This is a genomic window from Chryseobacterium sp. NRRL B-14798 (genome assembly GCF_050470705.1).
Taxonomy (GTDB): Bacteria; Bacteroidota; Bacteroidia; order Flavobacteriales; family Weeksellaceae; genus Chryseobacterium; species Chryseobacterium cupriresistens.
Genome location: NZ_JBFLUL010000005.1, coordinates 982520 through 1008314 on the forward strand (window position 1 = coordinate 982520; position 25795 = coordinate 1008314).

The 25795-nt window shown below is 37.3% G+C and carries 22 protein-coding genes; 11 read left to right on the forward strand and 11 right to left on the reverse strand.

Annotated features, from left to right (window positions below):
* Positions 1-198 precede the first annotated feature (198 nt).
* From AB1278_RS04780 to AB1278_RS04795, 4 genes are read left to right on the forward strand one after another with little or no spacing between them, the layout of a single operon-like run.
* Complete coding sequence (locus tag AB1278_RS04780) at positions 199-393, forward strand: bacteriocin-like protein (RefSeq protein ID WP_110008068.1); 195 nt, start codon at positions 199-201, stop codon at positions 391-393.
* Between the two features lie 46 nt (positions 394-439).
* Positions 440-610: a bacteriocin-like protein gene (locus AB1278_RS04785; RefSeq protein WP_157885797.1), complete on the forward strand. Its 171-nt coding sequence runs from the start codon at positions 440-442 to the stop codon at positions 608-610.
* A gap of 39 nt (positions 611-649) precedes the next feature.
* Positions 650-847 carry a bacteriocin-like protein gene (locus tag AB1278_RS04790; RefSeq protein ID WP_202841259.1) on the forward strand — a complete coding sequence of 66 codons (198 nt, stop codon included), beginning with the start codon at positions 650-652 and terminating at the stop codon, positions 845-847.
* A 24-nt stretch (positions 848-871) separates the two neighbouring features.
* Entirely contained in the window at positions 872-1081 is a 210-nt protein-coding gene (locus tag AB1278_RS04795) for a bacteriocin-like protein (RefSeq protein WP_110008066.1), read from the forward strand.
* Between the two features lie 56 nt (positions 1082-1137).
* Here the strand turns inward: AB1278_RS04795 and AB1278_RS04800 are convergent, their stop codons facing one another.
* The 4 genes from AB1278_RS04800 to AB1278_RS04815 form a co-directional block, all read right to left on the reverse strand.
* Positions 1138-1299 carry a bacteriocin-like protein gene (locus tag AB1278_RS04800; protein ID WP_157885796.1) on the reverse strand — a complete coding sequence of 54 codons (162 nt, stop codon included), beginning with the start codon at positions 1297-1299 and terminating at the stop codon, positions 1138-1140.
* Between the two features lie 51 nt (positions 1300-1350).
* The gene (gene nadA / locus AB1278_RS04805) at positions 1351-2370 is read right to left on the reverse strand and encodes a quinolinate synthase NadA (protein WP_002976710.1); all 1020 of its coding nucleotides are present in this window, start codon (positions 2368-2370) and stop codon (positions 1351-1353) included.
* A gap of 104 nt (positions 2371-2474) precedes the next feature.
* Positions 2475-3038, reverse strand: coding sequence for a guanylate kinase (gmk, locus tag AB1278_RS04810; protein WP_110008065.1), 564 nt, complete (start codon positions 3036-3038; stop codon positions 2475-2477).
* Between the two features lie 82 nt (positions 3039-3120).
* Positions 3121-3978, reverse strand: coding sequence for a YicC family protein (locus AB1278_RS04815; protein ID WP_082798853.1), 858 nt, complete (start codon positions 3976-3978; stop codon positions 3121-3123).
* A 291-nt stretch (positions 3979-4269) separates the two neighbouring features.
* On the opposite strand from AB1278_RS04815, the gene miaA reads away from it, so the two are divergent.
* Positions 4270-5190: a tRNA (adenosine(37)-N6)-dimethylallyltransferase MiaA gene (gene miaA / locus AB1278_RS04820; protein WP_429812758.1), complete on the forward strand. Its 921-nt coding sequence runs from the start codon at positions 4270-4272 to the stop codon at positions 5188-5190.
* Between the two features lie 228 nt (positions 5191-5418).
* Here the strand turns inward: miaA and AB1278_RS04825 are convergent, their stop codons facing one another.
* The 4 genes from AB1278_RS04825 to AB1278_RS04840 all read right to left on the reverse strand — a co-directional run bounded on the left by AB1278_RS04825 (position 5419) and on the right by AB1278_RS04840 (position 12344).
* Entirely contained in the window at positions 5419-6831 is a 1413-nt protein-coding gene (locus tag AB1278_RS04825; protein WP_062676226.1) for an efflux transporter outer membrane subunit, read from the reverse strand.
* A gap of 169 nt (positions 6832-7000) precedes the next feature.
* Complete coding sequence (locus tag AB1278_RS04830) at positions 7001-10183, reverse strand: efflux RND transporter permease subunit (protein ID WP_202841257.1); 3183 nt, start codon at positions 10181-10183, stop codon at positions 7001-7003.
* Positions 10184-10223: 40 nt separating this feature from the next.
* Positions 10224-11384: an efflux RND transporter periplasmic adaptor subunit gene (locus AB1278_RS04835; RefSeq protein ID WP_062676224.1), complete on the reverse strand. Its 1161-nt coding sequence runs from the start codon at positions 11382-11384 to the stop codon at positions 10224-10226.
* Between the two features lie 363 nt (positions 11385-11747).
* Positions 11748-12344, reverse strand: coding sequence for a TetR/AcrR family transcriptional regulator (locus tag AB1278_RS04840; protein ID WP_034694942.1), 597 nt, complete (start codon positions 12342-12344; stop codon positions 11748-11750).
* A 309-nt stretch (positions 12345-12653) separates the two neighbouring features.
* Here AB1278_RS04840 and AB1278_RS04845 point away from each other — a divergent pair, with 309 nt between their 5' ends.
* Positions 12654-13208 (forward strand): thioredoxin family protein, encoded by a 555-nt coding sequence (locus AB1278_RS04845; protein ID WP_120232903.1) that lies wholly within the window; start codon positions 12654-12656, stop codon positions 13206-13208.
* A gap of 544 nt (positions 13209-13752) precedes the next feature.
* On the opposite strand, the gene AB1278_RS04850 is transcribed toward AB1278_RS04845, so the two are convergent.
* Positions 13753-14658, reverse strand: coding sequence for an AraC family transcriptional regulator (locus AB1278_RS04850; protein WP_429812762.1), 906 nt, complete (start codon positions 14656-14658; stop codon positions 13753-13755).
* 123 nt (positions 14659-14781) lie between these two features.
* Here AB1278_RS04850 and AB1278_RS04855 point away from each other — a divergent pair, with 123 nt between their 5' ends.
* Genes AB1278_RS04855 through AB1278_RS04865 form a run of 3 tightly spaced genes read left to right on the forward strand, consistent with a single transcriptional unit; the run spans position 14782 to position 19948 of the window.
* Positions 14782-16011: an MFS transporter gene (locus tag AB1278_RS04855; RefSeq protein ID WP_062676222.1), complete on the forward strand. Its 1230-nt coding sequence runs from the start codon at positions 14782-14784 to the stop codon at positions 16009-16011.
* A gap of 2 nt (positions 16012-16013) precedes the next feature.
* Positions 16014-17495, forward strand: a complete 1482-nt coding sequence (locus AB1278_RS04860) for a trehalase family glycosidase (protein WP_429812765.1) — start codon at positions 16014-16016, stop codon at positions 17493-17495.
* A 23-nt stretch (positions 17496-17518) separates the two neighbouring features.
* Positions 17519-19948 (forward strand): TonB-dependent receptor, encoded by a 2430-nt coding sequence (locus AB1278_RS04865; RefSeq protein ID WP_429812768.1) that lies wholly within the window; start codon positions 17519-17521, stop codon positions 19946-19948.
* 500 nt (positions 19949-20448) lie between these two features.
* Here AB1278_RS04865 and AB1278_RS04870 read toward each other — a convergent pair whose 3' ends face one another.
* Positions 20449-21087: an MBL fold metallo-hydrolase gene (locus AB1278_RS04870; protein WP_343643345.1), complete on the reverse strand. Its 639-nt coding sequence runs from the start codon at positions 21085-21087 to the stop codon at positions 20449-20451.
* A 70-nt stretch (positions 21088-21157) separates the two neighbouring features.
* On the opposite strand from AB1278_RS04870, the gene AB1278_RS04875 reads away from it, so the two are divergent.
* Together AB1278_RS04875 and AB1278_RS04880 are read left to right on the forward strand one after the other, a co-directional pair.
* Positions 21158-22378 (forward strand): DUF5103 domain-containing protein, encoded by a 1221-nt coding sequence (locus AB1278_RS04875; protein WP_343643344.1) that lies wholly within the window; start codon positions 21158-21160, stop codon positions 22376-22378.
* Positions 22379-22731: 353 nt separating this feature from the next.
* Positions 22732-24684 (forward strand): M4 family metallopeptidase, encoded by a 1953-nt coding sequence (locus tag AB1278_RS04880; protein ID WP_429812771.1) that lies wholly within the window; start codon positions 22732-22734, stop codon positions 24682-24684.
* Positions 24685-24765: 81 nt separating this feature from the next.
* Here the strand turns inward: AB1278_RS04880 and hemH are convergent, their stop codons facing one another.
* The gene (gene hemH, locus AB1278_RS04885) at positions 24766-25794 is read right to left on the reverse strand and encodes a ferrochelatase (RefSeq protein ID WP_429812774.1); all 1029 of its coding nucleotides are present in this window, start codon (positions 25792-25794) and stop codon (positions 24766-24768) included.
* Position 25795 lies beyond the last annotated feature (1 nt).

The following is a 25795-nucleotide window of genomic DNA, read 5'->3' on the forward strand; positions in this document are numbered from 1 at the left end:
GCCTGAAATAAGTGACTTCAGAGCAGAAATATCAGATATGTTTCTTAAAAAATTCATTGTAACGGAACAAATGTACAAATTATTTTGAAACAGACAAGTTTTTAACATAATAAAATATATTTCCTTTTTATGAGATATATTTTGGTGTAATTGATTAAAAATGTTACATTTATGATATTAACTAATAACGAAATAACTATGAAAAATTTAAAGAAATTAAACCGTTTGAATCTGAAGTCAATCAGTGGAGGAAATGTGAATAACTGTTTTGAGAATTGTCCTGCCGGCCCATACGGACCAGGCGAGCCAAGGTCATGTGCCGATTATCATGCTTTACCGGAATGCTGTAAAGGAAGAGTTCTGGTAAGCTTTGAATGCTTCGGACCTTACTGATTCAAATGATCAATTTATTGTTACAGAATACCAAAATTATTACCATATGAAAACAATTAAAAAATTATCAAGAGAAGACAAGAAGAACATCAAAGGTGGTTTCACTGATATTCAGATTGAAGCCTGTGGAGGCGAGCAGTTTGTTTGTTTCCGCGGAGGCGGGAATTGGGGATGCTGGCTGAAGCCGGGAGGAACCTGCTATGCACCAATGCTTTAGTATTGAATAGACTAAACTCAATTTAAAAATTAAAATACTATGAAAAATTCAAAAAAATTAAACAGAGAAAGCTTAAGATCTATTATCGGAGGTACAGGAGACAGCTGTGCAGTTGACCTCGATTGCGGACCAAAAGGGTGTGCAGTATGCACAGATCTTAAAGGGCGTAAAGTTTGTCTTTATCTTTTCCCTTATGATCCGTCAATTCCGGGAAGTTGTCTTATTTCAGAATCTTAAAACGTATTAAAAATTAAAACAACTATGAAAAATTTAAAGAAATTAAACAGAAAAGAACTTGAAAAATTAAATGGGGCAGCTGGTCCGTCCAGATGTGCAGGGTGTCCTCAGAATGCTACGTTCGGAGATGGTCCAGAATATCAGTATCCATGTTCTGCTTATCAGGGACTGCCTGATTATTGTAAGATGTGTGTTCTGGTAAGTATGGAATGCGTAGACGGAGGTGTTTCTTAGCACAAGACCTGTTTCAGAACAATAAAAAAGCACTGTTTTTACAGTGCTTTATTTTTTTAACAGTTATCCGGAATATACATTCCTCTGGGTACGCAGATCAATTCTCCATTGCATCCTGCTCCGCAGGTTTCATGTATTTCGCAGTTTAAGTTACATATGTTACTTCCTCCGTTTACATTTTTAAGACTTCTTCTGTCTAATTTTTTTAGATTTTTCATATTTATTATTAGTTTAAGTTTTAAATATAATAAATATTCGTGATAAAAAAATTATTTTATGCTTTTGGAAAGATCAAGCATCGCTTCAATAGGCTTTAATGCTTTTAATCTTAATTCTTCGTCGATAAGAATTTCCGGAAGTTCATATTTCATACATAGATACAATTTTTCCATTGTATTACGCTTCATATAAAAACATTCTGAACAGTTACAGCTTTCGTCGAAAACCAATGCAGGAATCAGTTCTTTGTGAGGTGCACGTTTTTTCATTTCATGAAGAATACCTTCCTCAGTAGCGATGATGAATTTCTGGCAGTCATCTTTTTCTACATAATTTAAAAGAGCAGAAGTAGAGCCGATGAAATGAGCTAATTTCAATACCGCTTCTTCGCTTTCAGGGTGTGCAATCAGTTTTGCATCCGGGTTGTCTGCCAATTGCTGGGCAATTCTTTCCATTGAAAATGCTTCGTGTACTACACAGCTTCCGTCCCAAAGGATCATATCACGACCTGTTTTCTTAGAAAGGTATCTTCCCAGGTTTTTATCCGGTGCAAAGATGATCGGTCTGTCTTTCGGAAGTGCTTCAATCACTGTTTCAGCGTTTGAACTTGTAACGATAATATCACTTTCAGCTTTAGTTTCAGCATTACAGTTGATGTAAGTAGCAATTAAAGCATTCGGGTGCTGCTCTCGCATTTTTCTCAGTCCTTCTCCTGAACATCCATCTGCCAGAGAGCATCCGGCCATGGTATCAGGAAGAACTACTTTTTTAGTTGGGTTCAGAATTTTAGCGGCTTCTGCCATGAAATGTACTCCACAGAATACAATCATGTCAGCATTGGTATCTTTAGCCTGTCTTGCCAACTGTAAAGAATCTCCAAGGAAATCTGCGATGTCCTGAATTTCTCCGGGCTGGTAATAATGGGCAAGAATAACCGCATTTTTTTCTTCTTTCAGTTTGAGAATGGCCTTCACCAATTCTTCACCCTGAGGAATAGCAATATCTTTTATATCCAGAAATCCTCTGACAGGAATTGCAGATTTAGCTTTTTCTAATGTTTCGGTACTCATATCAACCTCAATTTTTTATGATCAGAAGCTAGAGGTTAGAAATTAGAAGTTAGATTTTGAGTGTAGTATTTTACTCCCATCCTCCTTCTTCCATCTTCCAGCCATTAATTACTGATAAAACTTTTTATTAAACTTTCTATTTCTTTTTTAGCTGCATCAAGATCTTCATTAATCACGATCTTGTCAAACCCGCTGGCGTAGGTCATTTCTTCTTCTGCCTTTGCGACACGGGTTTTTATGGTTTCTGCATCATCTGTGTTTCTGGAGATCAATCTTCGTTCCAATTCTTCAATGGAAGGCGGTTCTATAAAAATAGACAACGCTTTTTCACCGAAGTATTTTTTTAATGAAATGCCTCCTTTTACATCTACATCAAAAATAACAACTTTTCCCTGATTCCAGATTTTTTCTACTTCAGATTTTAAAGTACCGTAATATTTGTCAGTATAAACTTCTTCATATTCTACAAAAGCATCTTCGGAAATTTTCTGTCTGAACTCCTCCGGTGTCAGAAAATGATAATCTACGGCATGTACTTCACTTCCTCTTGGCTGTCTTGTAGTACATGAGATTGAAAATGCCAGTTCAGGAAATGTCTCCAGTGAATGCTTTACCAATGTAGTTTTTCCGCTCCCTGATGGTGCTGAAAATATAATTACTTTATCCATTTTTTTGGGTTTCGGGTTACGGGTTTCGAGTTTGGTGATCTATTCTTAGAACAACCACGCATCTCGTACCCCGTATCTATCATTACAATACGTTTAACGTTTGTTCTTTAATTTTTTCAAGGTCGTCTTTCATCATCACCACCAGTTTCTGGATTTCTGCGTGATTGGCTTTAGAACCCAGTGTATTGATTTCTCTTCCGATTTCCTGAGAAATAAATCCCAGTTTTTTTCCGTTGAAAGACTCATTGTCCATTACTTCTTTATAATATTTCAGGTGCTGGGCAAGTCTTACCTTTTCTTCAGAAATATCAAGTTTTTCAGTGAAATAGGCCATTTCCTGATAGAAACGTGTTTCATCAACATTTTCAAATTCTTTCAAAGATTTCTGATAACGTTCTTTCACGCTTACAATTCTTTCTTCTTCAAAAGGAATCACTTCGCTAAGATATTTGTCGATATTCTGAATATTTCTGTTGAGTTCTTCGTGTAAGATACCACCCTCAGTTCTTCTGAATTCTTCGAATCTGTCTACGGCATTATTGACAATCTTAGCCAGAGCTTCCCATTCACCTTCCGTTAATTCGTCAGGTCTTGAAGTGATGGCATCAGGAAGTCTTACTGCCATTTTAAGGTATTCGAAATTGGGACCGTCAGAAGCTATGTTTTTAAGTTCGTTAATATAAGAGTCAATTAAGTTTTTATTGATTTTTACATCGTTGGACTCTTCAAGATTCTCAATATTAACGTAGCAGTCTACTTTTCCACGGATAATTCTATCGTTAAGAATTTTTCTGATTTCAAATTCTTTTTCTTTATAACGTAAAGGAATTTTAATATTTAAATCAAAGCTCTTGCTGTTCAGAGATTTAATATCAATAGTAATTTTTTTTCCTTCAAAAACATCTTCGGCTCTACCGAATCCGGTCATTGATAAAATCATAGTTTTTTATTGTTCTACAAAGATAAACAATTAAGTGTATAATGTGATACAATGAAATTCCAACGTATACAATCTGATCATTCAATTTTAAATAACCATTAAAATTTTAATGAAGATGTTAAGAATATTAAGATGAGCTTCGCTTTTAGCATAGTGCTTAAAAGAAATCTATTTGATTTTTTCTTAATTAAACTTAACAACTTAAATATTCTTAATGGTTCAAAACAATCCGTAGCTTTTTTGTGTTTAAAAATAAAAATTCAAATGAGCTCGTTTTCGTAAATTAGCGCTGTGAAAAAGAAAAATTTAATTTCTGTAGTAGGACCCACCGGAATAGGAAAGACAAGATTGGCAATTGATTTGGCGAAACATTTCAATACGGAGATTATTTCCTGTGATTCCCGCCAGTTTTTTAAAGAAATGAAAATAGGAACGGCAGCCCCTTCGGAAGAAGAACTGGCGCAGGCACCTCATCATTTTATCGGAAATCTTTCAGTGGAAGAGTATTATTCTATCGGGCAGTATGAAGAAGATGCGCTTCAAAAACTTAATGACCTTTTTGCTGCTCATGACACGGTAATTCTTGTTGGAGGAAGCATGATGTATGAAAAAGCTGTGATAGAAGGTCTCCACGATCTTCCGGAAGCCAATGTTGAAAACCAGGAGAAGCTTCAAAATATGATGGAGCAGGAGGGAATTGAAAAACTTCAGGAGATTTTAAAAGAACTGGATCCTGAATATTTCAGTGTGGTGGATATTCACAATCACCGCAGGCTGTTGAGAGCTATTGATATTATCTGGCAAACGGATAAAAAATATTCTGAACATATTTCAGTGTCTCAGAATGGAAGAGATTTTAATGTAATCAGAATCGGGATAGAAGCTCCAAGGGAAGAATTATATGACAGAATTAACCGCAGAGTGGATATCATGATGGAAAACGGACTGCTGGATGAGGTGAAAAGCCTTGAGAAATTCAAAGGATTGACGGCTTTGAATACTGTAGGTTACGCTGAACTTTTCAAGTATTTTGATGGAGAATGGGATCTTGATTTTGCGGTTTCGGAAATTAAAAAGAACAGCCGCAGGTATGCGAAACGCCAGCTGACATGGTACAGAAAAGGGGATGATATTCATTATTTACAGTTGGGATATTCTCAGGAAGACTTTGAGGCTCTGTTAAAATGGATTGCTGAGCAATTTCAGGAATAAATTAAGCACTTAGTTTGTCATTCTGACGAAGGAAGAATCTCATCGATTGTTTTTAAAGATTCTTCATTCCACTTTGTTCCATTCAGAATGACAAACCGGACGCTTTATTTATCCATACACTATGCCATTCCGTAGGAATCTAAGTTTATATTCATTGTAATAAACAGAAACAATACAAAAAATGCGGCTCTGAAAAGAACCGCACTTCAACAAATATAATTTAATTTACTACTTCCAACCGCCGCCTAAAGCTCTGTATAAATCTACAATGCTGCTTAATCTCTGTCTTTTAATGGAAGCCAGATTCAACTCTGCCTGTAGGGAATTCCCCTGTGCTGTAATCACTTCCAGGTAATTGGCTGAACCTCCTTTGTAAAGAAGTTGTGCGCTTTTAATTCCATCTTTTAGTGTAGTTGCCTGTTCTGTGGCTTTTTGTTCCTGAACTTTTAAGTTTTCATTGGAAACCAAGGCATCAGAAATTTCTCCCACAGCATTTAATACTGATTGACGGAATGCAAGAACATTTTTTTCTCTTTGAATTTTGGCTACTTCCAGATCTGTTTTCAATTGTCTTTTCTGGAAAATAGGCTGGGTAATTCCCCCTAAAACCGATCCGAATAACGAAGCCGGAATCTGGAACCAGTTGTCAAACTTGAATGAATTTACTCCACCATTAGCAGTAATTTTCAATGCCGGATACATATTCGCCTGAGCAATTCCTACCATCGCATTGGATTCTAATAAAACCAGTTCCTGCTGACGAACGTCCGGTCTTCTGCTTACCATAGCTGCCGGAAGTCCTGCCGTAATGTTTTGAGGCAGTGAAGTATCAGACATTTCAATGGTTCTGTCGACTTTATTGGGAAGTTCTCCAACCAGAATACTCAGTGCATTTTCCTGGATGGCAATATTCTGTTCCAGCTGGGCAATCAGAAGCTCTGTAGCCTGTTTCTGTGCAGCGGCCTGCTGTACTCCCAAAGAAGTATTATCACCACTTTCCCACATTTTCTGGGTCATTAAAAGGGTATTGCTGGTCAGTTCCAGGTTGGATTTTGCGATCGCCAGTTGTCTGTCAAGCATCAACAGGTTATAATACCCTTGTGCAATAGCTGCTACTACCTGAGTCTGAACTGCTTTTGAACCTTCATAGGTCTGAAGGTACTGCATTCTTGAAACTTCCTGCTGGTTTTTGATTTTTCCCCAGATATCTGCTTCCCATGAAAGATTGAAGGCTGCGTTATAATCCTCAACATGGCTCGAGCCTAAAAATAAATTTAAGCTTTGCCCGTTCATGCTGTTTTTGGATGGTCTTGAAATCTGTCCGCTTACTCCGAACCCAACATCCGGATACTGCATATATTTTGCCTGTTTCAGTTTTTCCTGTGAAGCAGCCACCTGCTTTAAGGCAATCTGAAGATCATAATTATTTTTAATTCCTTTTTCAATCAGTCCCTGTAAAATAGGATCACTGAAAAACTGTTTCCACTCCAGGTTAGCTATACTGGCTGTGTCTGCAGTGGCCGTGTACTGGAACTTTTCCGGAAGTGGAAGCTCAGGCTCCGTGTAGGCCAGTTTAGACACACACGAAACAGAGCCGATGGCCAGCACAAATGTTAGAATAATATTTTTTACTCGTTTCATAGTTTTTAAACTTTTAATTGAAGACAAAACTTAGAGAGGTTTCTGTTGATGCAAAAATTTCTTTAGTAGGAGAAAATAGTTAGTTTTTTAAACCATTAAGAACAGGCAGGTAAATAGGTAAACCTATGATCTTAAAATTTTCTCTAAGTTTTTGTCATTCATTTTTTTATTAGTGACTAGCAGCTAAAAGTTCTTCCTCCATTTGTTTTTTCAGAAGTCTTTTCTTTTTTCTGCTTGGCATTTTTTCATGCAGGTACTGGAACACTACATACATTACCGGAATGATAAAGATCCCGAAGATTACCCCTGTAAGCATTCCTCCTACGGTACTGTAACCGATAGAGTGGTTTCCTTTTGAAGAAGCACCTTGCGTCCATACCAATGGAAGCATTCCCACGATGAAGGCAAAAGAGGTCATTAAGATCGGTCTTAAACGTAATCTCGATGCCTGAAGGGCAGATTCAATCAATGTTTTACCTGCCTTTCTTCTCTGTACGGCAAATTCCACAATCAGGATGGCATTCTTCGCTAATAGTCCTACAAGCATGATCAATCCTACCTGAACGTAAATATTGTTATCAATTCCAGCTAGTCCTGTGAAGGCAAATACTCCGAAAATCCCTGTTGGAATGGTAAGAATAATCGCAAACGGAAGGATATAACTTTCATACTGAGCTGCCAGTAAGAAGTAAACGAATAGAATACTTAAGAAGAAAATAAAGGCAGTTTGTCCGCTTGTTTTAATTTCTTCACGGGTAATCCCTGTCCACTCATATCCGTATCCTCTCGGAAGTGACTGCTGGGCAACTTCTTCTACCGCTTTGATGGCATCTCCGGTACTGTATCCAGGTTTCGGGGTTCCGTTAATCGTAACAGCATTGAAAAGGTTGTTTCTTGTTACCGTTTCAGGACCGAAAGATCTTTTTAACGTTACCAGAGTTTTGGCAGGAACCATTTCTCCTGATTTATTTTTAACATAGATTCCTTCTAATGAATTAACATCCGTACGGTAAGGAATATCGGCCTGAGCCATTACTCTGTAATACTTCCCGAATCTGTTGAAATCCGATACAAAGCTACTTCCGAAATAAATCTGCATGGTCTGCATCAGTTCTGTTACAGAAACGCCCAGCTGGTTAGCTTTATCAGTATCCACATCAATAGTATACTGAGGGTTTCCTGCCGCATATGTTGTAAAGGCGAAAGCAATTTCAGGTCTTTTCATAAGCTCTCCGATAAACTGCTGTGTGGTTGTTCCCAACTGTTCAAAAGAACCATTCGTTTTGTCCTGAAGCATGAATTCAAATCCGGAAACGTTACCGAAACCTTGTACAGTAGGGAAGTTGAAGAAGAATGCGTTGGCATCTTTCACCTGGCTTACCTTACCTGTCAACGTTGCTGCAATCTGATCGGGATCTTTCATTTCACCACGCTTGTCATAATCTTTAAGCTTGATGAAACCTGCAGAATAGGGAGATGCGTTGGCATTACTGATGAAGTTCATCCCGTCCGCTACCCAAAGGTGGTTGGTTGCTTTTTCACCATTGATGATTTGATCAATTTGAGCCGTAGCTCTGTGGGTTCTTTCCAGTGAACTTCCCGGAGGAGTATTCACTGCATATAATACGAATCCCTGGTCTTCCGTAGGAATGAATCCTGACGGCGCTTTCTTGATTAAAAATACACTTGCTGCTGTGATGATAACAAGACCTCCTATCGCAACCCATTTGTTTTTAATTAAAAACTTAAGGCTATAGATGTATTTTCTGGTCATGCTGTTGAAGCTCGCATTGAAAGCATTGAAGAATCTTGCTCCAAAACCTTTTTTATGACCGTGCTCTCCATGTTCTCCCTGAGGATCATTTAAGAACATCGCACATAATGCCGGACTTAATGTCAATGCATTCACCGCTGAAATTAAAATCGCAATCGCCAATGTGAAAGCAAACTGTCTGTAGAAAACTCCTGCAGGTCCCTGCATAAATCCAACCGGAATAAACACGGCACACATTACCAATGTAATGGAAATAATAGCTCCTGAAATTTCACTCATCGAGTGCATCGTAGCATGCTCTACAGGCATTCCCGTCTGTTCCATTTTAGAATGGACGGCTTCTACCACTACAATGGCATCATCCACTACAATACCAATGGCGAGTACCAATGCAAATAAGGTAAGCATGTTGATACTGAAACCAAATAACTGCAGGAAGAAGAAGGTTCCGATAATTGCAACCGGCACGGCAATAGCAGGAATTAAGGTAGATCTGAAATCCTGAAGGAAAATAAATACTACAATAAATACCAAGATGAAAGCGATAACAAGTGTTTCCACAACCTGATGAATAGAAGCATCCAGGAAGTCTTTAGAGTTGTACATGATGATTGGCTTCACTCCTTTTGGAAGAGTGGTTTCCATTAATTTCACCTGCTTTTCAATTTCCGTAAGGATTTCGTTGGCATTGGATCCGGCTGTCTGCAGGATAGCAAATCCGGCAACCGGTTTTCCGTCTACCCTGTTGGTGGCAGTATACGTATAAGAACCGAATTCTACTCTTGCAACATCTTTTAATCTTAAGAAAGATCCATCACTGTTTGCTTTGATGGCGATGTTTTCATAGTCTTCACCCTTATTCAGTTTTCCTTTATATTTAAGGATATACTCGTAGGTTTCCTTACTTCCCTGTCCAAGACGGCCCGGAGCAGCTTCAAGGTTGTGGTCTTTAATGGCTCCCAAAACTTCCTGTGGAGAAAGATTATTAGCCGCCAGACGATCCGGTTTCAGCCAGATTCTCATGGAATAATCCCTTGTCCCGAATACCTGAGCCTGTGCTACCCCCGGAATACGCTGTATCTGTGGAATAACATTGATCTTCAGATAGTTTTGAAGGAATAATTCATCATATTGTTTTGCATCTTCACTGGTCAGTCCCATGAACATAATCATACTGTTCTGAACCTTCTGGGTTGAGATCCCGGCCTGTACCACTTCCTGAGGCAGCTGGCTCATCGCTTTCGATACACGGTTCTGTACGTTTACTGCTGCATTGTCTGCATCGGCACCCTGTTTGAAGAAAACACTCAGGGTCATGGTACCGTCGTTACTGGAGTTTGAGGTCATATAAGTCATGTTCTCAACTCCGTTTACCGCTTCCTCAATAGGAGTAGCTACCGAACGGGCTACGACCTCAGCATTGGCTCCAGGGTAGAATGCCGTTACCTGAACGCTTGGTGGAGCGATGTCCGGGAAAAGGGCAATCGGTAAATTAAAGAGAGACAAAGCTCCCAATAATAAGAGTATTATGGAGATGACCGTTGAAAGGACCGGTCTTTCTATAAATTGTTTTAACATAAGAAGTTTATTTTTTTAAGTCTTCTGTATTCGGAAAGAACTATAGAGGTTTTGCTTTTAACAAGCTGTCCGAAGAAATATTTTTCGGCTTGATGGAAGCTCCGTCTTTCAGGTTTCCAATTCCCGTGAATACAATTTTTTCTCCAGGCTTAAGCCCTTCAGAAATAAAATAATAGCTATCCGTTTTTCCTGATATTTTGATCGGTCTCCCGGTTACCTTCTGGTCTTTACCCATTACATAAACATAGGTTTTATCCTGAATTTCGAAGGTTGATTCCTGAGGAATTACGACTGCATTAGAAATCAGCTGTGGCATACGCACTCTTCCTGTATTTCCGGTTCTTAAAGTTCCGTTGGCGTTAGGGAAAACGGCACGTACACTGATAGCTCCCGTAGTTTTGTCAAACTGTCCATCTACAATGCTTAATCTTCCTTTTTCAGGGTAAGTACTGTTGTCAGCAATCACAAGATCTACCATCGGCATATTTTTCAGTTTTTCTTCTAAGCTTGCTCCCGGATATTTATTCTGGAAAGCAATGAAATCAAGTTCGCTTAAAGAGAAATACGCATAGATTTCACTGATATCAGATAGTAATGTCAATGGATTCACATCTGTTCTGGAGATCAGACTTCCTTTTTTATAAGGAATTCTTCCGATATAGCCGCTTACAGGAGCTGTAATGGTTGTAAATCCTACGTTGATTCTGGCGCTTCCTACAGAGGCTCTCGCTTGTGCAGCTGCTGCTACAGCCGCTTCATAATTGGCTTTTGCGGTTTTAAGCTGTACATCAGAAACTACTTTTGCAGCAACCAGCGGCTGAAGTCTGTCTACTTCCACTCTTGCTTTTTGAATATTGGCATTGGCCGCCTGAAGATTAGCCTGAGCCATATTCATCTGTTCGCCATAGCTTCTTGAATCTATTTTAAATAACGGTTGTCCTGCTCTTACATATGCTCCTTCTTCTACATAGATTCTGTCCAGGTATCCATCTACCTGAGATCTGATTTCTACGTTGTTTTTCCCTTCCAATGCAGTTGGGAATTCCTGATATGTAGTAGCGGGTGAAGTGATAACGGTATAAACCGGAAGTTCTGGAGCTGGAGGTGCGGCATTGGTTCCTTCTGCGGCTTTTGTGCAGCTCTGTAAAAGAATTATACTTGCTATAAGTACAATAAACCTTGTTTTTCCAGGTAATTTCATTGTTGGTTTAATTTTTTTAATGAAGTGTTAGAGGTAAGTAAAAAATGTTTTGATAAATGCTGTATTTTTTCCTAACAGTGTTAATAATTTGTTCAAAAAAAATTACAGAATTTTTAATGTCCGATGAGGTCGATTGTTTCCATAATTGAAATTTTTTTAATGTATTGAAGTGTATAATGATGGTGTAAGGTGTGTTAATTTTACTAACAGTGTTAATTTGTAAGCAAAAAATGATTACTTTTAACAGCTGAATCTTATATATTGCTTCATAAGTGATTTCATTTTTTAATCAGGAATAACAGAATAATCTATTAATTCAGTGTTAATTTTCCTAACGGTGTTAATTTTTAATTCAAAAAAAATCTATAAAGACTTAATAAAAGCCGAAACAGTTTCGTCCAAAGTCGTTTTATTCATTGTTGAAGGGATATCAGCTGTACGCATCATCATAATAGAGATCATACCGTGAACGGCAGAAAACAGAGCGTGGGACATATGACAGGCATTGTCTGGATTAGATCCGTTTTTCTTTATAATCTCATAAGTACATTCATAAATAAGTTCCTGAAATGATGAGAATTCTTTTTTCATCTGCCCTTTTCCACAACATTGCATTCCAAGACCAAACATCAGCTGGTAATATTCCTTATTTTTAAAAGCAAAGTTCCAGTACGCATCCACAATGGCAACAAGCTGCTCTTCCGGAGTATCGTGTTTCTGCTGAGCTTTTAATAATTCTATATGTAACTTATGAAAGCCATCTAAAGAAATTTCAAATAGAATAGCTTCTTTATTTTCAAAATAATCATATACAACGGGAGCACTATACTCAATAGCATCTGCTATCTTGCGCATAGAAAGCGAACCCCAGCCTTCAGTTTTCGCCAACGTAAAAGCAGCCTGCAAAATATTTGCACGGATGGATTCTTTTTCTCGTTGACGGCGTTCATGTAGACCCATGATTTTTATTTACTAACAGCGTTAGCAAAACTACAAACTTTTTAATATAACTTCCAAGGGATATTGTAAGTTTTATAGGTTTGTCTGCTTTTTAAAGAAGATTAATTAAAGGTTGGAAGCTGGAAGAATGGGTGCTGGAAGTTATTTTGAAGGTAAATAATATAATAATAGAATTTGACTATAACTATTTTTGAGGGTTAACAATCTTCATCCTCCAGATTCCAGCTTCCTTACTTAATTAAAAATGAAAATGTCTTCTTCCTAATTAACAAAAGAAATAATTATCTTTGCCGGTAAAGAAATAAGGATATGAATACTCCCTCAAATATGCTGGCATTAGGAACAAAAGCTCCGTTTTTTGAACTTCCTAACCCGTCAAAAACGAATGAACTTCAGTCTTTGGAAGAACTGAAAGGAGAAAAAGGTACTTTGGTAATCTTTATGTGCAACCACTGTCCGTTTGTTCTTCATGTGATTGATAAGATCAATGAATTATATGAAGACTACAACGAACGAGGAATTGAATTCATCGCCATCAATGCGAATGATATTGAAAAATATCCGGCAGATTCTCCGGAAAAAATGATCGAATTTCAAATTGAAAGAAGATTTGATTTCCCTTATCTGTTTGATGAAAGCCAGGCAGTAGCAAAAGCTTACGATGCAGCTTGCACACCGGATTTTTATTTCTTTGATGATAAGCTTGATCTTGTATACAGAGGTCAGATGGATGATTCAAGACCGGGAAATAATAAAGATGTTACAGGTGAGGATTTGATTATTGCTTTTGAGAATCTTTTGGCTGGAGAAGCTCAGGAAGAAATTCAGAGACCTAGCATGGGTTGCAATATTAAATGGAAATAATTGCTGGTTTATTTAGTTACTGGTTTTTACTCAATAATACAAAGCTGCTCTTTTGGAGTGGCTTTTTTGTTGCTTGCAGGGTTATTTTCTCTCGCAGATTTTGCAGATGAAGCAGATTTTTAATACACAGTAGATTTCTTCACTCACTTTGTCACTCCGTAGGAGTCTCAACACATTTTGTATTCTTTTTATTATTACTTCTGAAAAGTAAGTCTGGATTACTACGGAATGGACAAAAACAACGTTTAGTATAACCATACGAATTGTCACTCCTTAGGAGCCTCAGTATCGTATGCCTTTTTTAATAAACCTCTATAAATTTTCTATAAGTAAGTCTAGATTCCTACGGAATGGACAAAAACAACGTTTAGTATAACCATACGAATTGTCACTCCGTAGGAGTCTCGGCACAACTGATCTTTTTATTATAAGTACCTGCAAAATTTTCATAAGTAAGTATGGATTCCTACGGAATGACAAATACGAAAGCATTGTCTATTCATTCACTTTGTCACTTCATAGTAGTCTCAGCGTAGTTTTTCTACTAAAAACTTACTTTAGCTTTAGTCTCCTTTTCAGTCTTTATATCTACATTAACATTGCTATGAGAATAATTCCTGATAAATTCCGAAGGAGTCTTGCCCGTATATTTTTTGAACATCCTGTTAAAATAGGTCACATTATTAAAGCCACACTGGTAGCTGCATTCTGAAATAGATCTGTCCTGCGCCATCAGCAGACAGGCTTTATTAATTCTATAGCGGTTCACAAACTCTGTAAACGTAATCTTGGTTGCTTTTTTAAAGAAATTACAGAAAGCAGGTAAAGTTAGGTTAGCTAGTTTTGCTACTTCTTCAATATCAATTTCCTTATCGTAATGATGTTCTACATAGGTGAAGATGTTTTCAAGGCGGGTTTTATTTTTTGAAATAATGGTGTAGGGCATGATTTCCTTATTTAAAAGATCATAATCTTCACATTTTGAAAGTTCAAAAAGAATTTCAAGCAATAATAAATATCTTTTATACCCTTCAGATTCCAGCATCAGCTTCAGTTTGGGAAGCATTATTTTTTTTACTTTTTGATGAAAATGAATCCCGTATTTTGAAAGTTCCAAAAGATTTTTGATAGATCTTGCTTCCACTTCCTGCTGGGGAAACTGAAGAATTTCTTCTTTGAACTGAAGTACAATTTCTTCATGCGGATCAATAGAATTCAGACCGAATCCGGAATGGGGAATATTGGACCCGATTAATACCAGATCTCCGTTCGTATAATTACTTTTATGATAACCCACGTGACGGGTTCCATTCCCGGAAATAACACATACCAGCTCAATTTCGGGATGATAATGATACTCCCATTTGAATTCTGAAATGGGAGAATTATTATGAATGGTGCGGAATGAGCTCTTTTCATTAGGGATTACCCTTTCAAAAGTAACTTTCATCTAATTAATCATATTTATTCACTAAAAATACTAAATATATTAATATAGTTCAAATATTGATTTACTGTGTTAAATTATCGTTAACAGAAATGCTTCTATCTTAGCCAACAAGAAATCACCTGAATGAAAAATCTTAACATCAAGGCCGTTTTATTTTTAAACTATTTTGTCTTTGCCATTCTTCTGAATTCTGTAGGAACAGTCATTCTACAGGTACAGCAGAATTTTGGGATTTCAAAATCTTCGGCAAGCGTTCTGGAAGGCTTCAAAGATCTTCCAATCGCCATATGTTCTTTCATTCTGGCTTCATTTCTTCCGAAGATAGGAATCAAAAAATCAATGCTGATCGCTTTATTGCTGGTAAGCTGCATGTGTTTTGTAATGCCTTTTACCAATGACTTCTGGGTATTCAAATTATTATTCGCAACCGTAGGAGTTTCTTTTGCATTGATCAAAATATCAGTTTTTACTTCTATTGGGTTGGTAACGGAAACAGATAAAGAACATTCCAGTTTTATGGGATTTCTGGAAGGGTTTTTCATGATCGGAGTACTGGCTGGAAATGTTTTATTCAGTTTATATATAGATGATCATAATCCGAAATCTACTGAATGGCTGAATGTGTATTGGGTGCTGGGAGGACTTTCAAGTTTGTCTTTTTTATTTTTATTCTTTTCAAAACTGAACGAACAGGAAGCTAAAAGTGATAAAACAGATCTCTTGGGAGATTTAAAAAATAGTGTAAGCTTATTCAGCTATAAAAAAGTATTATGTTTTTTATTATGCGCTTTCCTTTTTGTATTGGTAGAGCAGAGCTTTCAAACGTGGACGCCCACATTTTATAAAGAGATTTTAAAAGTGCCTACCTCTATGAGTATTCAGGCGGGAGCGGTTTTAGCGGGAGCTTTTGCTTTGGGAAGATTTTTATCGGGATTCTTCTCTAAAAAATTCAGCTGGATCTATGTAGTTTCTTTCTGTGTGGTAGGTTTTGCTATCAGTTTATTGCTGGTTTTGCCCTTGACCCATAATATTCATATTGATACAAATACAAACTGGTTGAATGCTCCTTTGGTTGTGTATTTATTTCCTTTGATGGGAGGTTTGCTGGCACCAATTTATCCAAGTATTAATTCTGTGATTCTGGCATCAATCCCTAAATATCTGCACAGTGCGATGTCAGGATTGATCGTTGTTTTCTCAGCAATCGGGGGAACGATAGGTTCTATCATTACCGGTTTTGTATTTCAGGAGTTCAGCGGGCAGCGGGCATTTTACCTTTCCCTGATTCCGCTTTCATTACTGATAACTTCGGCAGTGTTCATGAATAAATTAAAAATTAATCCTAAAAAGTAACAATGAGTAATCAACTTTATATAAACGAAATTCAAAGTCTGTTTGATAATGTACAGAGATCTGAAATTTTTGAGGATCAGAAAATGATGACGGATGCAGTTCCTCTTTTTCCCATTGCAAAGATCAATGAGGATTATGAACAATCCAAAAATACGGAAGGTTTTGATCTGAAAGATTTTGTGATGACTCATTTTGACTTTTTAGGAGCAAGAGTTTCTGTTCAGAGACAAGATCAGCTTCCCATTGGTGAGCATATTGAAAAACTATGGGATGAGTTAACCCGTACAGCGTATGAAGAAAAAGGAACCCTTTTAAAATTACCAAAACCCTATATCGTTCCGGGTGGCCGTTTCAATGAGTTTTTCTATTGGGACAGCTACTTTATTATGCTTGGATTGCAGGTTTCCGGAAGAGTAGAAATGATGAAAAATATTATTGAAAACTGTTCTTATCTGATCCAAAATATAGGATTTGTTCCGAATGCAAGCAGAACTCACTTCCTGAGCAGATCGCAGCCTCCTTACTTTTCATTAATGCTGGATCTTCTTTTCGAAACGACAGGAGACAAGGAGATTTATGTGAAATACCACGAAACACTGGAGAAAGAATATGCTTTCTGGATGAATGGGGAAGAAGGACTTGAAAACGGGTCCAGTGTAAAAAGAGTGGTAAAAACAATAGATGGAGATATCCTGAACCGTTATTACGATGCAGAAAATACACCGCGGCCCGAAAGTTATCTGATCGATATTGAAGATCATGAGAAAGCTTCAGGTGATGAATTTTACAGAAATATAAGAAGCGCCTGTGAATCAGGTTGGGATTTTTCCAGCCGATGGTTTGCAGACGGAGAAAATATACAGACAATAGAAACGCTGAATCTTGCCCAGGTTGATTTGAACTGTCTTTTGTGGCATTTGGAAATGACTTTGGCGAAATCTTCAGCACTTCAGAATCTGAGTGAAAAAGAAAATTATTTTTCAGAAAGAGCAGCAAGCCGAAGACAGATGATCAATAACTATTTCTGGGATGGAAATACTAACAATTATAAAGATTATCATACTAAAAAAAACACAAAAACACCGTCTGAACATATTGCTGCTCTTTACCCTTTATTCCTTGAAATTGCAGATCAGGAGCAGGCTGAGGCAGTTGCTAAAGCTGTTGCTGAAAAGTTTCTTTACCAGGGTGGTCTTGTTACTACAACTAAAAACTCGGGTCAGCAGTGGGATCTTCCCAATGCGTGGGCTCCTTATCAATGGTTAGGATTTAAAGCAATGAAAAATTACGGCTTTGATGAGCTGGCAGAAAAAATTAAAAACAACTGGTGTTCCAATGTAGAAAGGGTCTACAAAAACACCGGAAAGCTGATGGAAAAATACAATGCATTAGACACAGAAACAATAGCAGGCGGCGGGGAATACCCCAATCAGGACGGATTCGGTTGGACCAATGGAGTGTATTTACAATTACAACAAAACTGAACTAACAATAAAAGAATATGGCTATGAAAAAAAAATCAATCTTTTTAATCGCCGCAACAGCTACGTTATATTTTAATAATGCTTATGCCCAGGAAACCACGCAGGATTCTGCAAAAGTTTCTTCCATCGATCAGATTGTCATCACAGGAAACTCAAATCCAAAGAAAAAAATAGAATCCAGTACAGCGATTTCTACGTTTAGCTCCAGAGAAATCCAGAAGCAGAACCCGATCAGTGCCGCGGCTTTACTACAGAGAGTTCCGGGATTTGCCGTGGAAACTTCAGGAGGAGAAGTAGGAAACAACCTTTTTGCAAGAGGGATTCCTTCCGCAGGAGCATATGAATTTGTACAGGTCCAGGAAGACGGTCTTCCGGTTTTTGAAGATGGAGCGCTTCAGTTTGCCAATGCAGATAACTTTTTCCGTGTAGACAATTCGGTCAACCGTATGGAAGCTTTGAGAGGAGGTTCCGGATCTATTTATGCAACGAATTCTCCAGGTGGTCTGATCAACTTTATTACCAGAGAAGGAACCAATGATTTCAGAGGTACGGCGAAACTTGAAACCAGTACCTACGGATTGATGCGTACCGATGTGAATGTAGGAGGTGCATTGGTTCAGGATAAATTGTTTTTCAATGTCGGTGGTTTTTATAGAACAGATGACGGGATCAGGAAGACGGGTTTTAAAGCCAATAACGGCGGGCAGATTAGAATGAACCTGAAATATGTTTTTGATAAAGGGTATGTAAAAGTATATTACAAAAAACTGGATGATAGAAATACATTCTTCCTTCCGATTCCTTTGGTACAAAACGGAAACAAGCTAAAAGGATTTCAAGGTTTTGATCCCAACTATGGAACATATAGCTATAGAGCCATCAGCCAGCTGAACATTCCACAGGCCGGAGGTGGGTTTTTCAACAGAAACCTTGAAGACGGGATCCATCCGAAAGTAGATGCCGTGGGTGCTGAGTTTAAATATGATCTTGGAAATAATTTCACAGTTTTAAACAAAACCAGATACACCAATATCAATATGAACTATACGGGGATTTTCCCGGCAGGAGGCCCGCAAACGGCAGCCGATTTTGCAAAGAGCAACGGAATTGCCGGAAATAACTATCAGTACTCATTGGTAGGTAGTGGAGGAGTGGTTGATCCTCAATATGTACAAAAGCTTGGCTTCTGGGCAATCGATAAGCAGATGAATAATCTTGTGAACGATTTACAGTTCAACTATAAATTTGATAAAGGAAATGTTACCGCAGGTTTTTATAAATCCAACTGGAAATCACACCAATACTGGAACTGGAGTAATATTCTGACTACAGCAACGGACAGACCTGAATTACTGAATCTGGTAGATACTTCTTTAAGTCCGTCAGATATTGGGTATTCCAAAACATATAACGGGGTTACCAATATGACATTTTTGCAGAGGGATACCCAGACTCAGGGAAGTTTGAATGATCTGTATGTAAACCTGGATTATAATATTACCGATGCCTTAAGTGTAAACGGAGGTCTTCGTTACAGCCACGATTATTACAAAGGAAATTTTGCCAATACAACAAGTGCGAATTTAAATAATTCAGGGTTAACCATTGATGGGACTCATGGTTTCAACACGACTACTGCTGATGATAATATGAGTGTATTGGGAAATAAATATACCTACTGGAACTATAATGTGGATAAAGTATCTTTTACATTAGCAGCGAATTATAAAATCAATAGAGAAAATGCAGTATACGCCCGTTTCTCCAATGGTTTCAGATCTCCGAATGAAGAAGCGTACTACAATTATTTCTCCAATCCAACTCCTGATAAACCTTTAAAATCAGTGACAACAAACCAATTGGAGGTTGGGTATAAATATTACTCGCGTACTTTTGATGTTGCAGTGATTCCGTTCTATTCTACCTTGAAGAACCTGTCATTTACGGATGTTTTCTCTGATGGAAAATCTGAAAATACCTTTGCCAATACACAAAACTATGGAGTTGAAGTGGAAGGTTTCGCCCGTTTATTCAATAATATTGTAGAAGTAACATTCAACGGAACCATTCAGAGTCCAAAATATAAAAACCTTGAGGCCGGAAGTGTTCTTGAAGGAAATGTAGTAAGAAGGATGCCTAAATTTTTCTTCAATATTTCACCGGCTGTGAATATTACCAAATCATGGAGAGCCTATGTAAGTATGAATTATTATGGAAAACGCTTCCAGGATGAGAAGAATGTACAGACTTTGCCTTCTTTCACAGAATTTGGAGCGGGAATGTCTTACCAGTTAGGAAGAATACGCTTTGCAGTGGATGGAACCAATATCTTTAACACCATCGGGATTACAGAAGGAGATCCAAGAGCAGGATCGCCCAATGGAGACGGAATCATCATGGCCAGACCTATCATGGGAGCTGCTGCCAGAGCATCCATCACATTGGATTTCTAAATTCTATTTCTTTATAACAGCAAAACCGTCAGAATTTTCTGACGGTTTTGTATTTTTTATCATAACTGTCCGATAAAAAGTCTAAATACATTGGAAATATCAATATTTATGGCATGGATTAACAGGTCGCTCCTCCGGAGCTCTAATGTTAAAACATATACGTCTATTAACAGTTAGCTCCTACTGGAGCTGGATTTGATCCCATCGGGATCAACTGTTAATAGAAAAATAATAAGATCACCGTAAAATAAAGCTCCGTAGGAGCGACCTGTTAATGAAGATTAAATTTTATTTTTTGAAACAAAAAGGTTTATCATTAAGCATTTGAGAGTATTAAGATAAGCAGCGCTTTATGCTTAAAAATCAGAATGATTCATCTTAACTATTCTTTATTACTTAAATCCTTCTTAATGATTAGCTATATGAGTATTTTTTAATAAACTTAAATCATTTCATCTCGAAGGAATCTGCATTATCTGCATGAGGTTTAAATAGATTGTTTACTTCAAAAAAGGATTATACTGTTTCTCAAAACCAATAGATGTAGGATTTCCATGTCCTGAGAAAACCTGAGTATCATTATCTAAAATAAAAAGTTTCGATTTAATACCCTCAATCAGCTGATCATAATTTCCTTTATATAAATCGGTTCTTCCGATACTGCCTTCAAAAAGAACATCACCGGAGATCATGAATTTTTGTGCTTCGTTATGATAGACAACGCTTCCCGGAGAATGTCCAGGAACGTGATATATTTTGAACTTTTCTCCATCCAGATCAAGTTCATCACCTTCCTTAATATATTCTACATCCACTTTTACCGGATTAATCTGCATTCCGAATCTCATACCACTCGCCTGAAGCATATCCAGTACTTCCTGGTCTTCCTGATGCATATGTACCGGTACCTTGAATTTGTCAAAAGCCCACTGAAGTCCCAATATATGATCAATATGAGCATGGGTTAAAAGAATTTTCTGAATCTTCAGTCCTTTTTCAGTAATAAAATTATCTATAGCCTGAGTCTCCTGAGCATTCATATTTCCCGGATCGATTAACCAGGCATTTTTATTTTCGTTATAGACGATGTAAGTATTTTCACTCGCAAAGTTGAATACGAAACCTTGAATCTGAAGCATATCTGAATATTTTTTATTCAAAAATACGATATTATTAAGAAAATGGCTATTTTTCGTTATCTTCGTCATAATGAAAACTTTGCGAATACTCTTACTTTCTTTGGGCGGACTGGTTTTTGGACAAAATATCCAAAGTATTCAGCTGTTCAACCCTCAGACCAATGATGAAACCCCTGTCATTAAAATTGGGGAACAATTGGTTTTAGGTTTTGATGATCTTACCAACGGCAGTCAGATCTACAGGTATACCTTCAAACACTATGACAGAAACTGGAATGAAGATAACCTGTTTTTTACAGAATTTGCTACCGGAAGTATGAATGCTCTTCTGGATCAGTTTCAATATTCTTTCAATACATTACAGGCTTATACCCACTATAAACTTGTTTTCCCGAATGATAAAATCCAGCTGAAAGTCTCAGGGAATTATGAACTGATTGTCTACAAAGATTCGGCAGACCAGCCTCTGTTCAAAAAGAGATTTTATCTGGTAGAAGATGTAACGTCTGTGGGGTTAAATATTTCAAGATTTGCAGATGCGAAAAATCCCAACGTTAACCAGAGGGTAGAAGTGAATGTTTCTCCGAAAGGCGGAGATATTTCTTCCAACGTCAATTCAATCACGATGAATGTGATGCAGAATAACAACCCGAATATGGTGATATCCAATCTTAAACCGAGCAGTGTTTTAGGAAATCAGGTTTTGTTCCAGCAGATGAATCTTGTTTTTCCTGGGGATAATGAGTTTTATTATTTTGATAATAAAAATATGAATATGGCCGCAGATATGGTGCGTGCTACCGAAATAAAAGATGATGTGAACCAGACGTATCTTCATCCGGTATGGGCGTTCCCTTTAAATTATCAGTATCAGCCGGATGTGAATGGAGCCTGGTACTACAGAAGGAACGATTTGGGAAGAGAGAGAGATGCTGAAAGAGAAGCTGACTATTCTTGGGTTCACTTCTATCTGGATTCGGATCCTGTGGATAAAGAGATTTACGTACTGGGAGGATTTAATAATTTTAAGCCCAGCAAGGAAAATCAAATGCAGTATGACGCATCTACCAAACAGTATGTCGCGAAAATATTCCTGAAACAAGGTTTTTATAACTACGTATTGGCAACAAAAGAAGGAAACGGTTCTCTGAACTTTGGAGAAATAAACGGTAATTTCTGGCAGACAGAAAATCTCTATCAGGCTTTTCTTTATTATGCACCATTCGGAAGAAATTATGATGGTTTGATGGGATATGGAGAATTCAGAACACCCATTGCGAATAAACGTTAAGTTATTATACTTTAAAATATACATATAAAATAGGGCTGTCTCTTAAGATAGTCCTATTTTTTTGCTCATATTGAAAAGAATTAATCACTTAGATCTTAGATTACTATTAATTTTCTATAATATAATGCACTGCATAGTGAAAAATAATAATTCACAAAAAAATGATTTTAGTTAAATTTTTTAACATAAAATTCATATTGCAGAAAAATTATATTTAAATAATTTTCTTTGTTTTAAAATCATCATTGTGTTTTATTTACTGATTTATAATATCAATTGAATTTTATTCATTGATAGTGTTGTTTTATTGTGAAAAGTTTATAAATTCGTCACCACAATCAACCATTATTAATATGAAAACGAAATTTATCTTAGTAGCAAGCGTTGCTGCATGCTCTTTTGTCTTTGGGCAAAACACACCATCAAAATTAGTTCCGGGAAAAAGTGGATTACATGCTGAATTTATGAGATTTGAAAAAAATGCACCTTCCTATCAGGGAGCCCCTGTTTTATTTGACGAAGCTTCTCAGAGACTTTCTCCGGGGCAGGCTCGTAAACTAGGGTTAGAAAAAGATGCATTAGGTTTTGAAACTCAAAGATTTCAACAGACCGTTAATGATATTCCTGTAGAATATGGAATGATGGCGGTACAGACAAAAGACGGTAAAATTGTAGGACAATCAGGAAAATGGGTTATTAAAATTCCGAAAGGTCTTGACAAAACGGCCAGCCTTGCTGAAAATACTGCTTTACAGAGCGCTTTGTCATTTGTAGGAGCAGAATCCTATAAATGGAAAAATAAAGAAGAAGAAGATTTTCTTAAAAAAGAAACCGGTGATCCCAATGCAAGCTATGCTCCAAAAGGTGAATTGGTTTATTATTCAAATCCTGATGATGACAAGCTGAATGATTTAAGGCTAGCCTATAAATTCGATATCTATGCAGAAAAACCATTAAGCAGACAATATGTTTTTGTAGATGCTAAAAATGGAAAAGTGCTGGGAGTAGATGCCATTATTCACGAAGTAAACACACCGGGAACAGCCGTTACAGGATATAGCGGAACCCGCAGCATCACTACAGACTCTTATAACGGAAGCTACAGATTAAGAGAAACAGGAAGAAACGGAGGAACTTCAGTAGAAACTTATAACCTGAAAAAAGGAACAAGCTATGCTTCTGCAGTAGACTTTACAGATACGGACAACAACTGGAATAATGTCAATACCAATAAAGATCAATATGCTACAGATGCCCATTGGGGAGCAGAAATGACAGTGGATTACTTCTATACAAAATACGGACGTAAGAGTATTGATAATAATAACTTTGCTATTAAATCCTATGTTCACTATTCTACCAACTATTTTAATGCATTTTGGGATGGTTCCAGAATGACCTATGGAGATGGTAGTTCCACTACAAACGGAGGAAAACCATTAACAGCACTTGATGTTTGCGGCCATGAAATTACGCATGGATTAACATCCAAAACAGCTAACCTTGCGTATCAAAGAGAATCAGGAGCATTAAATGAAGGCTTCTCAGATATATTTGGAAACACCATTGAACGTTGGGCAAGACCTACACAGGCAAGCTGGACACTGGGAGAAGATTTCAATTATGTAATCAGGAATATGGCTAACCCTAACGCATACAGCCAGCCGGATACCTATATGGGAACCTACTGGAAAACTACCACCACTTCAGGTTGCGTTACTCCAAGCCAGTCTAATGATTATTGTGGGGTTCATACCAATTCAGGTGTACTTAACTTCTGGTATTATCTGTTAGTAACAGGAGGTTCCGGTACGAATGACAAAGGTTTTGCTTACAATGTTTCCGCAATAGGACTTGATAAGGCTGGAGCCATTGCATACAGAACATTGACAACTTATCTGACCTCTTCTTCAACATATGCCAATGCAAGAACCTATTCTATTCAGGCAGCTACTGATTTATACGGAGCAACCAGCAATGAAGTGACTCAGGTTAAAAATGCATGGAATGCTGTAGGTGTAGGAGGTGGAACTTCTCCGGCAGGAAAAATGGCAACAGCAGATACAGCACTGTACACGATAAGCCCGAATCCTGCAACAGACAGATTTACCATCAACTTTGAAGGAAAATCAGGAAAAGGAATTGTAGAACTGGTAAGCCTTACAGGTAAAAAAGAAATTTCAGAAAAAGTTGAAATTACTGATGGGACAAATAAACTGAACATTCAGCTTCCTTCTAATATTCTTCCGGGAGTATACATTGTATTGGTCAACGGAGAAAAAGCAGGAAACCTGATTAAAAAATAACCAAATCAAATCTTTAATATATTCAATGAAAAGGCCGCAAGTTAATTCTTGTGGCCTTTTGTATATTTTTAGCAAAAAAAATTATACTAAATAGAAATCATTAAGTTTTTCTTCACAAAGTGTTTTTACCACTTCAATCCATCGGTCTTCATCATTCAGACATGGGATATAATGGAAATTTTCTCCACCACCATGCATGAACTGTTCTTTTCCTTCCACAGAAATTTCTTCCAGGGTTTCAAGACAGTCAGAAACGAAAGCCGGACATACAATGGCCAGGTTTTTGATCCCTTTTTTACCAATTGTTTCCAATGTTTCGTCGGTATATGGCTCAATCCATTTATCTTTTCCTAATCTTGACTGGAAAGAAACAATCGTTTTTTCTTTAGGTAAATTCAGTTTGTCAATAACAAGCTGCGTTGTTTTATAACATTGGTGACGGTAGCAGAACTGATGACTTGGATTATCATCTCTGGAACAACAGTCATTAAGGTTACAGGTCTTTGTAGGATCTGTTTTATAAATATGTCTTTCCGGAACACCATGGTAAGAAAACTGCAATACATCGAAATTTTCAGGAAGCTTCTCTTTAATACTTTCCGCAAGACAGTTGATATAAATATCTCTGTTATAGAAAGGCTGAATATAATTAATTTTTATACCGGGAAACTTCTTTTTTCTTACCTCTTCGGCCTTTTCAATAACCGTTTCCGTGGTGCTCATCGCATATTGAGGATATAATGGAAAAAGAACAATCTCAGTGATTCCCTGATCAACCAGTTTCTGAATTCCGGTTTCAATACTCGGCTCAGCATACCTCATTCCGATTTCCACAGGAACATCTACTACTTTCTGAAGCTTTTTCTGAATTTGTTCAGTAATAACGATCAGTGGAGAACCTTTATCGGTCCAGACTGTTTTATAGGCTTCAGCAGATTTTGCAGGTCTGGTTTTCAGAATGATTCCCTGTACAAGCAGTGCACGAAAGATCCAACGGTAATCAATCACCCTTTCATCCATCAGAAATTCATCAAGATATTCCTTTACGTCGTTTACAGCTGTTGATCTCGGTGATCCGAGGTTGACTAGTAAAATTCCTTTCTTATTCAAT

Coding starts and splice junctions, on each gene's coding strand:
- AB1278_RS04780 (WP_110008068.1), top strand. CDS start 199: ATGAAAAATTTAAAGAAATTAAACCGTTTGAATCTGAAGTCAATCAGT.
- AB1278_RS04785 (WP_157885797.1), top strand. CDS start 440: ATGAAAACAATTAAAAAATTATCAAGAGAAGACAAGAAGAACATCAAA.
- AB1278_RS04790 (WP_202841259.1), top strand. CDS start 650: ATGAAAAATTCAAAAAAATTAAACAGAGAAAGCTTAAGATCTATTATC.
- AB1278_RS04795 (WP_110008066.1), top strand. CDS start 872: ATGAAAAATTTAAAGAAATTAAACAGAAAAGAACTTGAAAAATTAAAT.
- AB1278_RS04800 (WP_157885796.1), bottom strand. CDS start 1,299: ATGAAAAATCTAAAAAAATTAGACAGAAGAAGTCTTAAAAATGTAAAC.
- nadA (WP_002976710.1), bottom strand. CDS start 2,370: ATGAGTACCGAAACATTAGAAAAAGCTAAATCTGCAATTCCTGTCAGA.
- gmk (WP_110008065.1), bottom strand. CDS start 3,038: ATGGATAAAGTAATTATATTTTCAGCACCATCAGGGAGCGGAAAAACT.
- AB1278_RS04815 (WP_082798853.1), bottom strand. CDS start 3,978: ATGATTTTATCAATGACCGGATTCGGTAGAGCCGAAGATGTTTTTGAA.
- AB1278_RS04825 (WP_062676226.1), bottom strand. CDS start 6,831: ATGAAACGAGTAAAAAATATTATTCTAACATTTGTGCTGGCCATCGGC.
- AB1278_RS04830 (WP_202841257.1), bottom strand. CDS start 10,183: ATGTTAAAACAATTTATAGAAAGACCGGTCCTTTCAACGGTCATCTCC.
- AB1278_RS04835 (WP_062676224.1), bottom strand. CDS start 11,384: ATGAAATTACCTGGAAAAACAAGGTTTATTGTACTTATAGCAAGTATA.
- AB1278_RS04840 (WP_034694942.1), bottom strand. CDS start 12,344: ATGGGTCTACATGAACGCCGTCAACGAGAAAAAGAATCCATCCGTGCA.
- AB1278_RS04845 (WP_120232903.1), top strand. CDS start 12,654: ATGAATACTCCCTCAAATATGCTGGCATTAGGAACAAAAGCTCCGTTT.
- AB1278_RS04850 (WP_429812762.1), bottom strand. CDS start 14,658: ATGAAAGTTACTTTTGAAAGGGTAATCCCTAATGAAAAGAGCTCATTC.
- AB1278_RS04855 (WP_062676222.1), top strand. CDS start 14,782: ATGAAAAATCTTAACATCAAGGCCGTTTTATTTTTAAACTATTTTGTC.
- AB1278_RS04860 (WP_429812765.1), top strand. CDS start 16,014: ATGAGTAATCAACTTTATATAAACGAAATTCAAAGTCTGTTTGATAAT.
- AB1278_RS04865 (WP_429812768.1), top strand. CDS start 17,519: ATGAAAAAAAAATCAATCTTTTTAATCGCCGCAACAGCTACGTTATAT.
- AB1278_RS04870 (WP_343643345.1), bottom strand. CDS start 21,087: ATGCTTCAGATTCAAGGTTTCGTATTCAACTTTGCGAGTGAAAATACT.
- AB1278_RS04875 (WP_343643344.1), top strand. CDS start 21,158: ATGAAAACTTTGCGAATACTCTTACTTTCTTTGGGCGGACTGGTTTTT.
- AB1278_RS04880 (WP_429812771.1), top strand. CDS start 22,732: ATGAAAACGAAATTTATCTTAGTAGCAAGCGTTGCTGCATGCTCTTTT.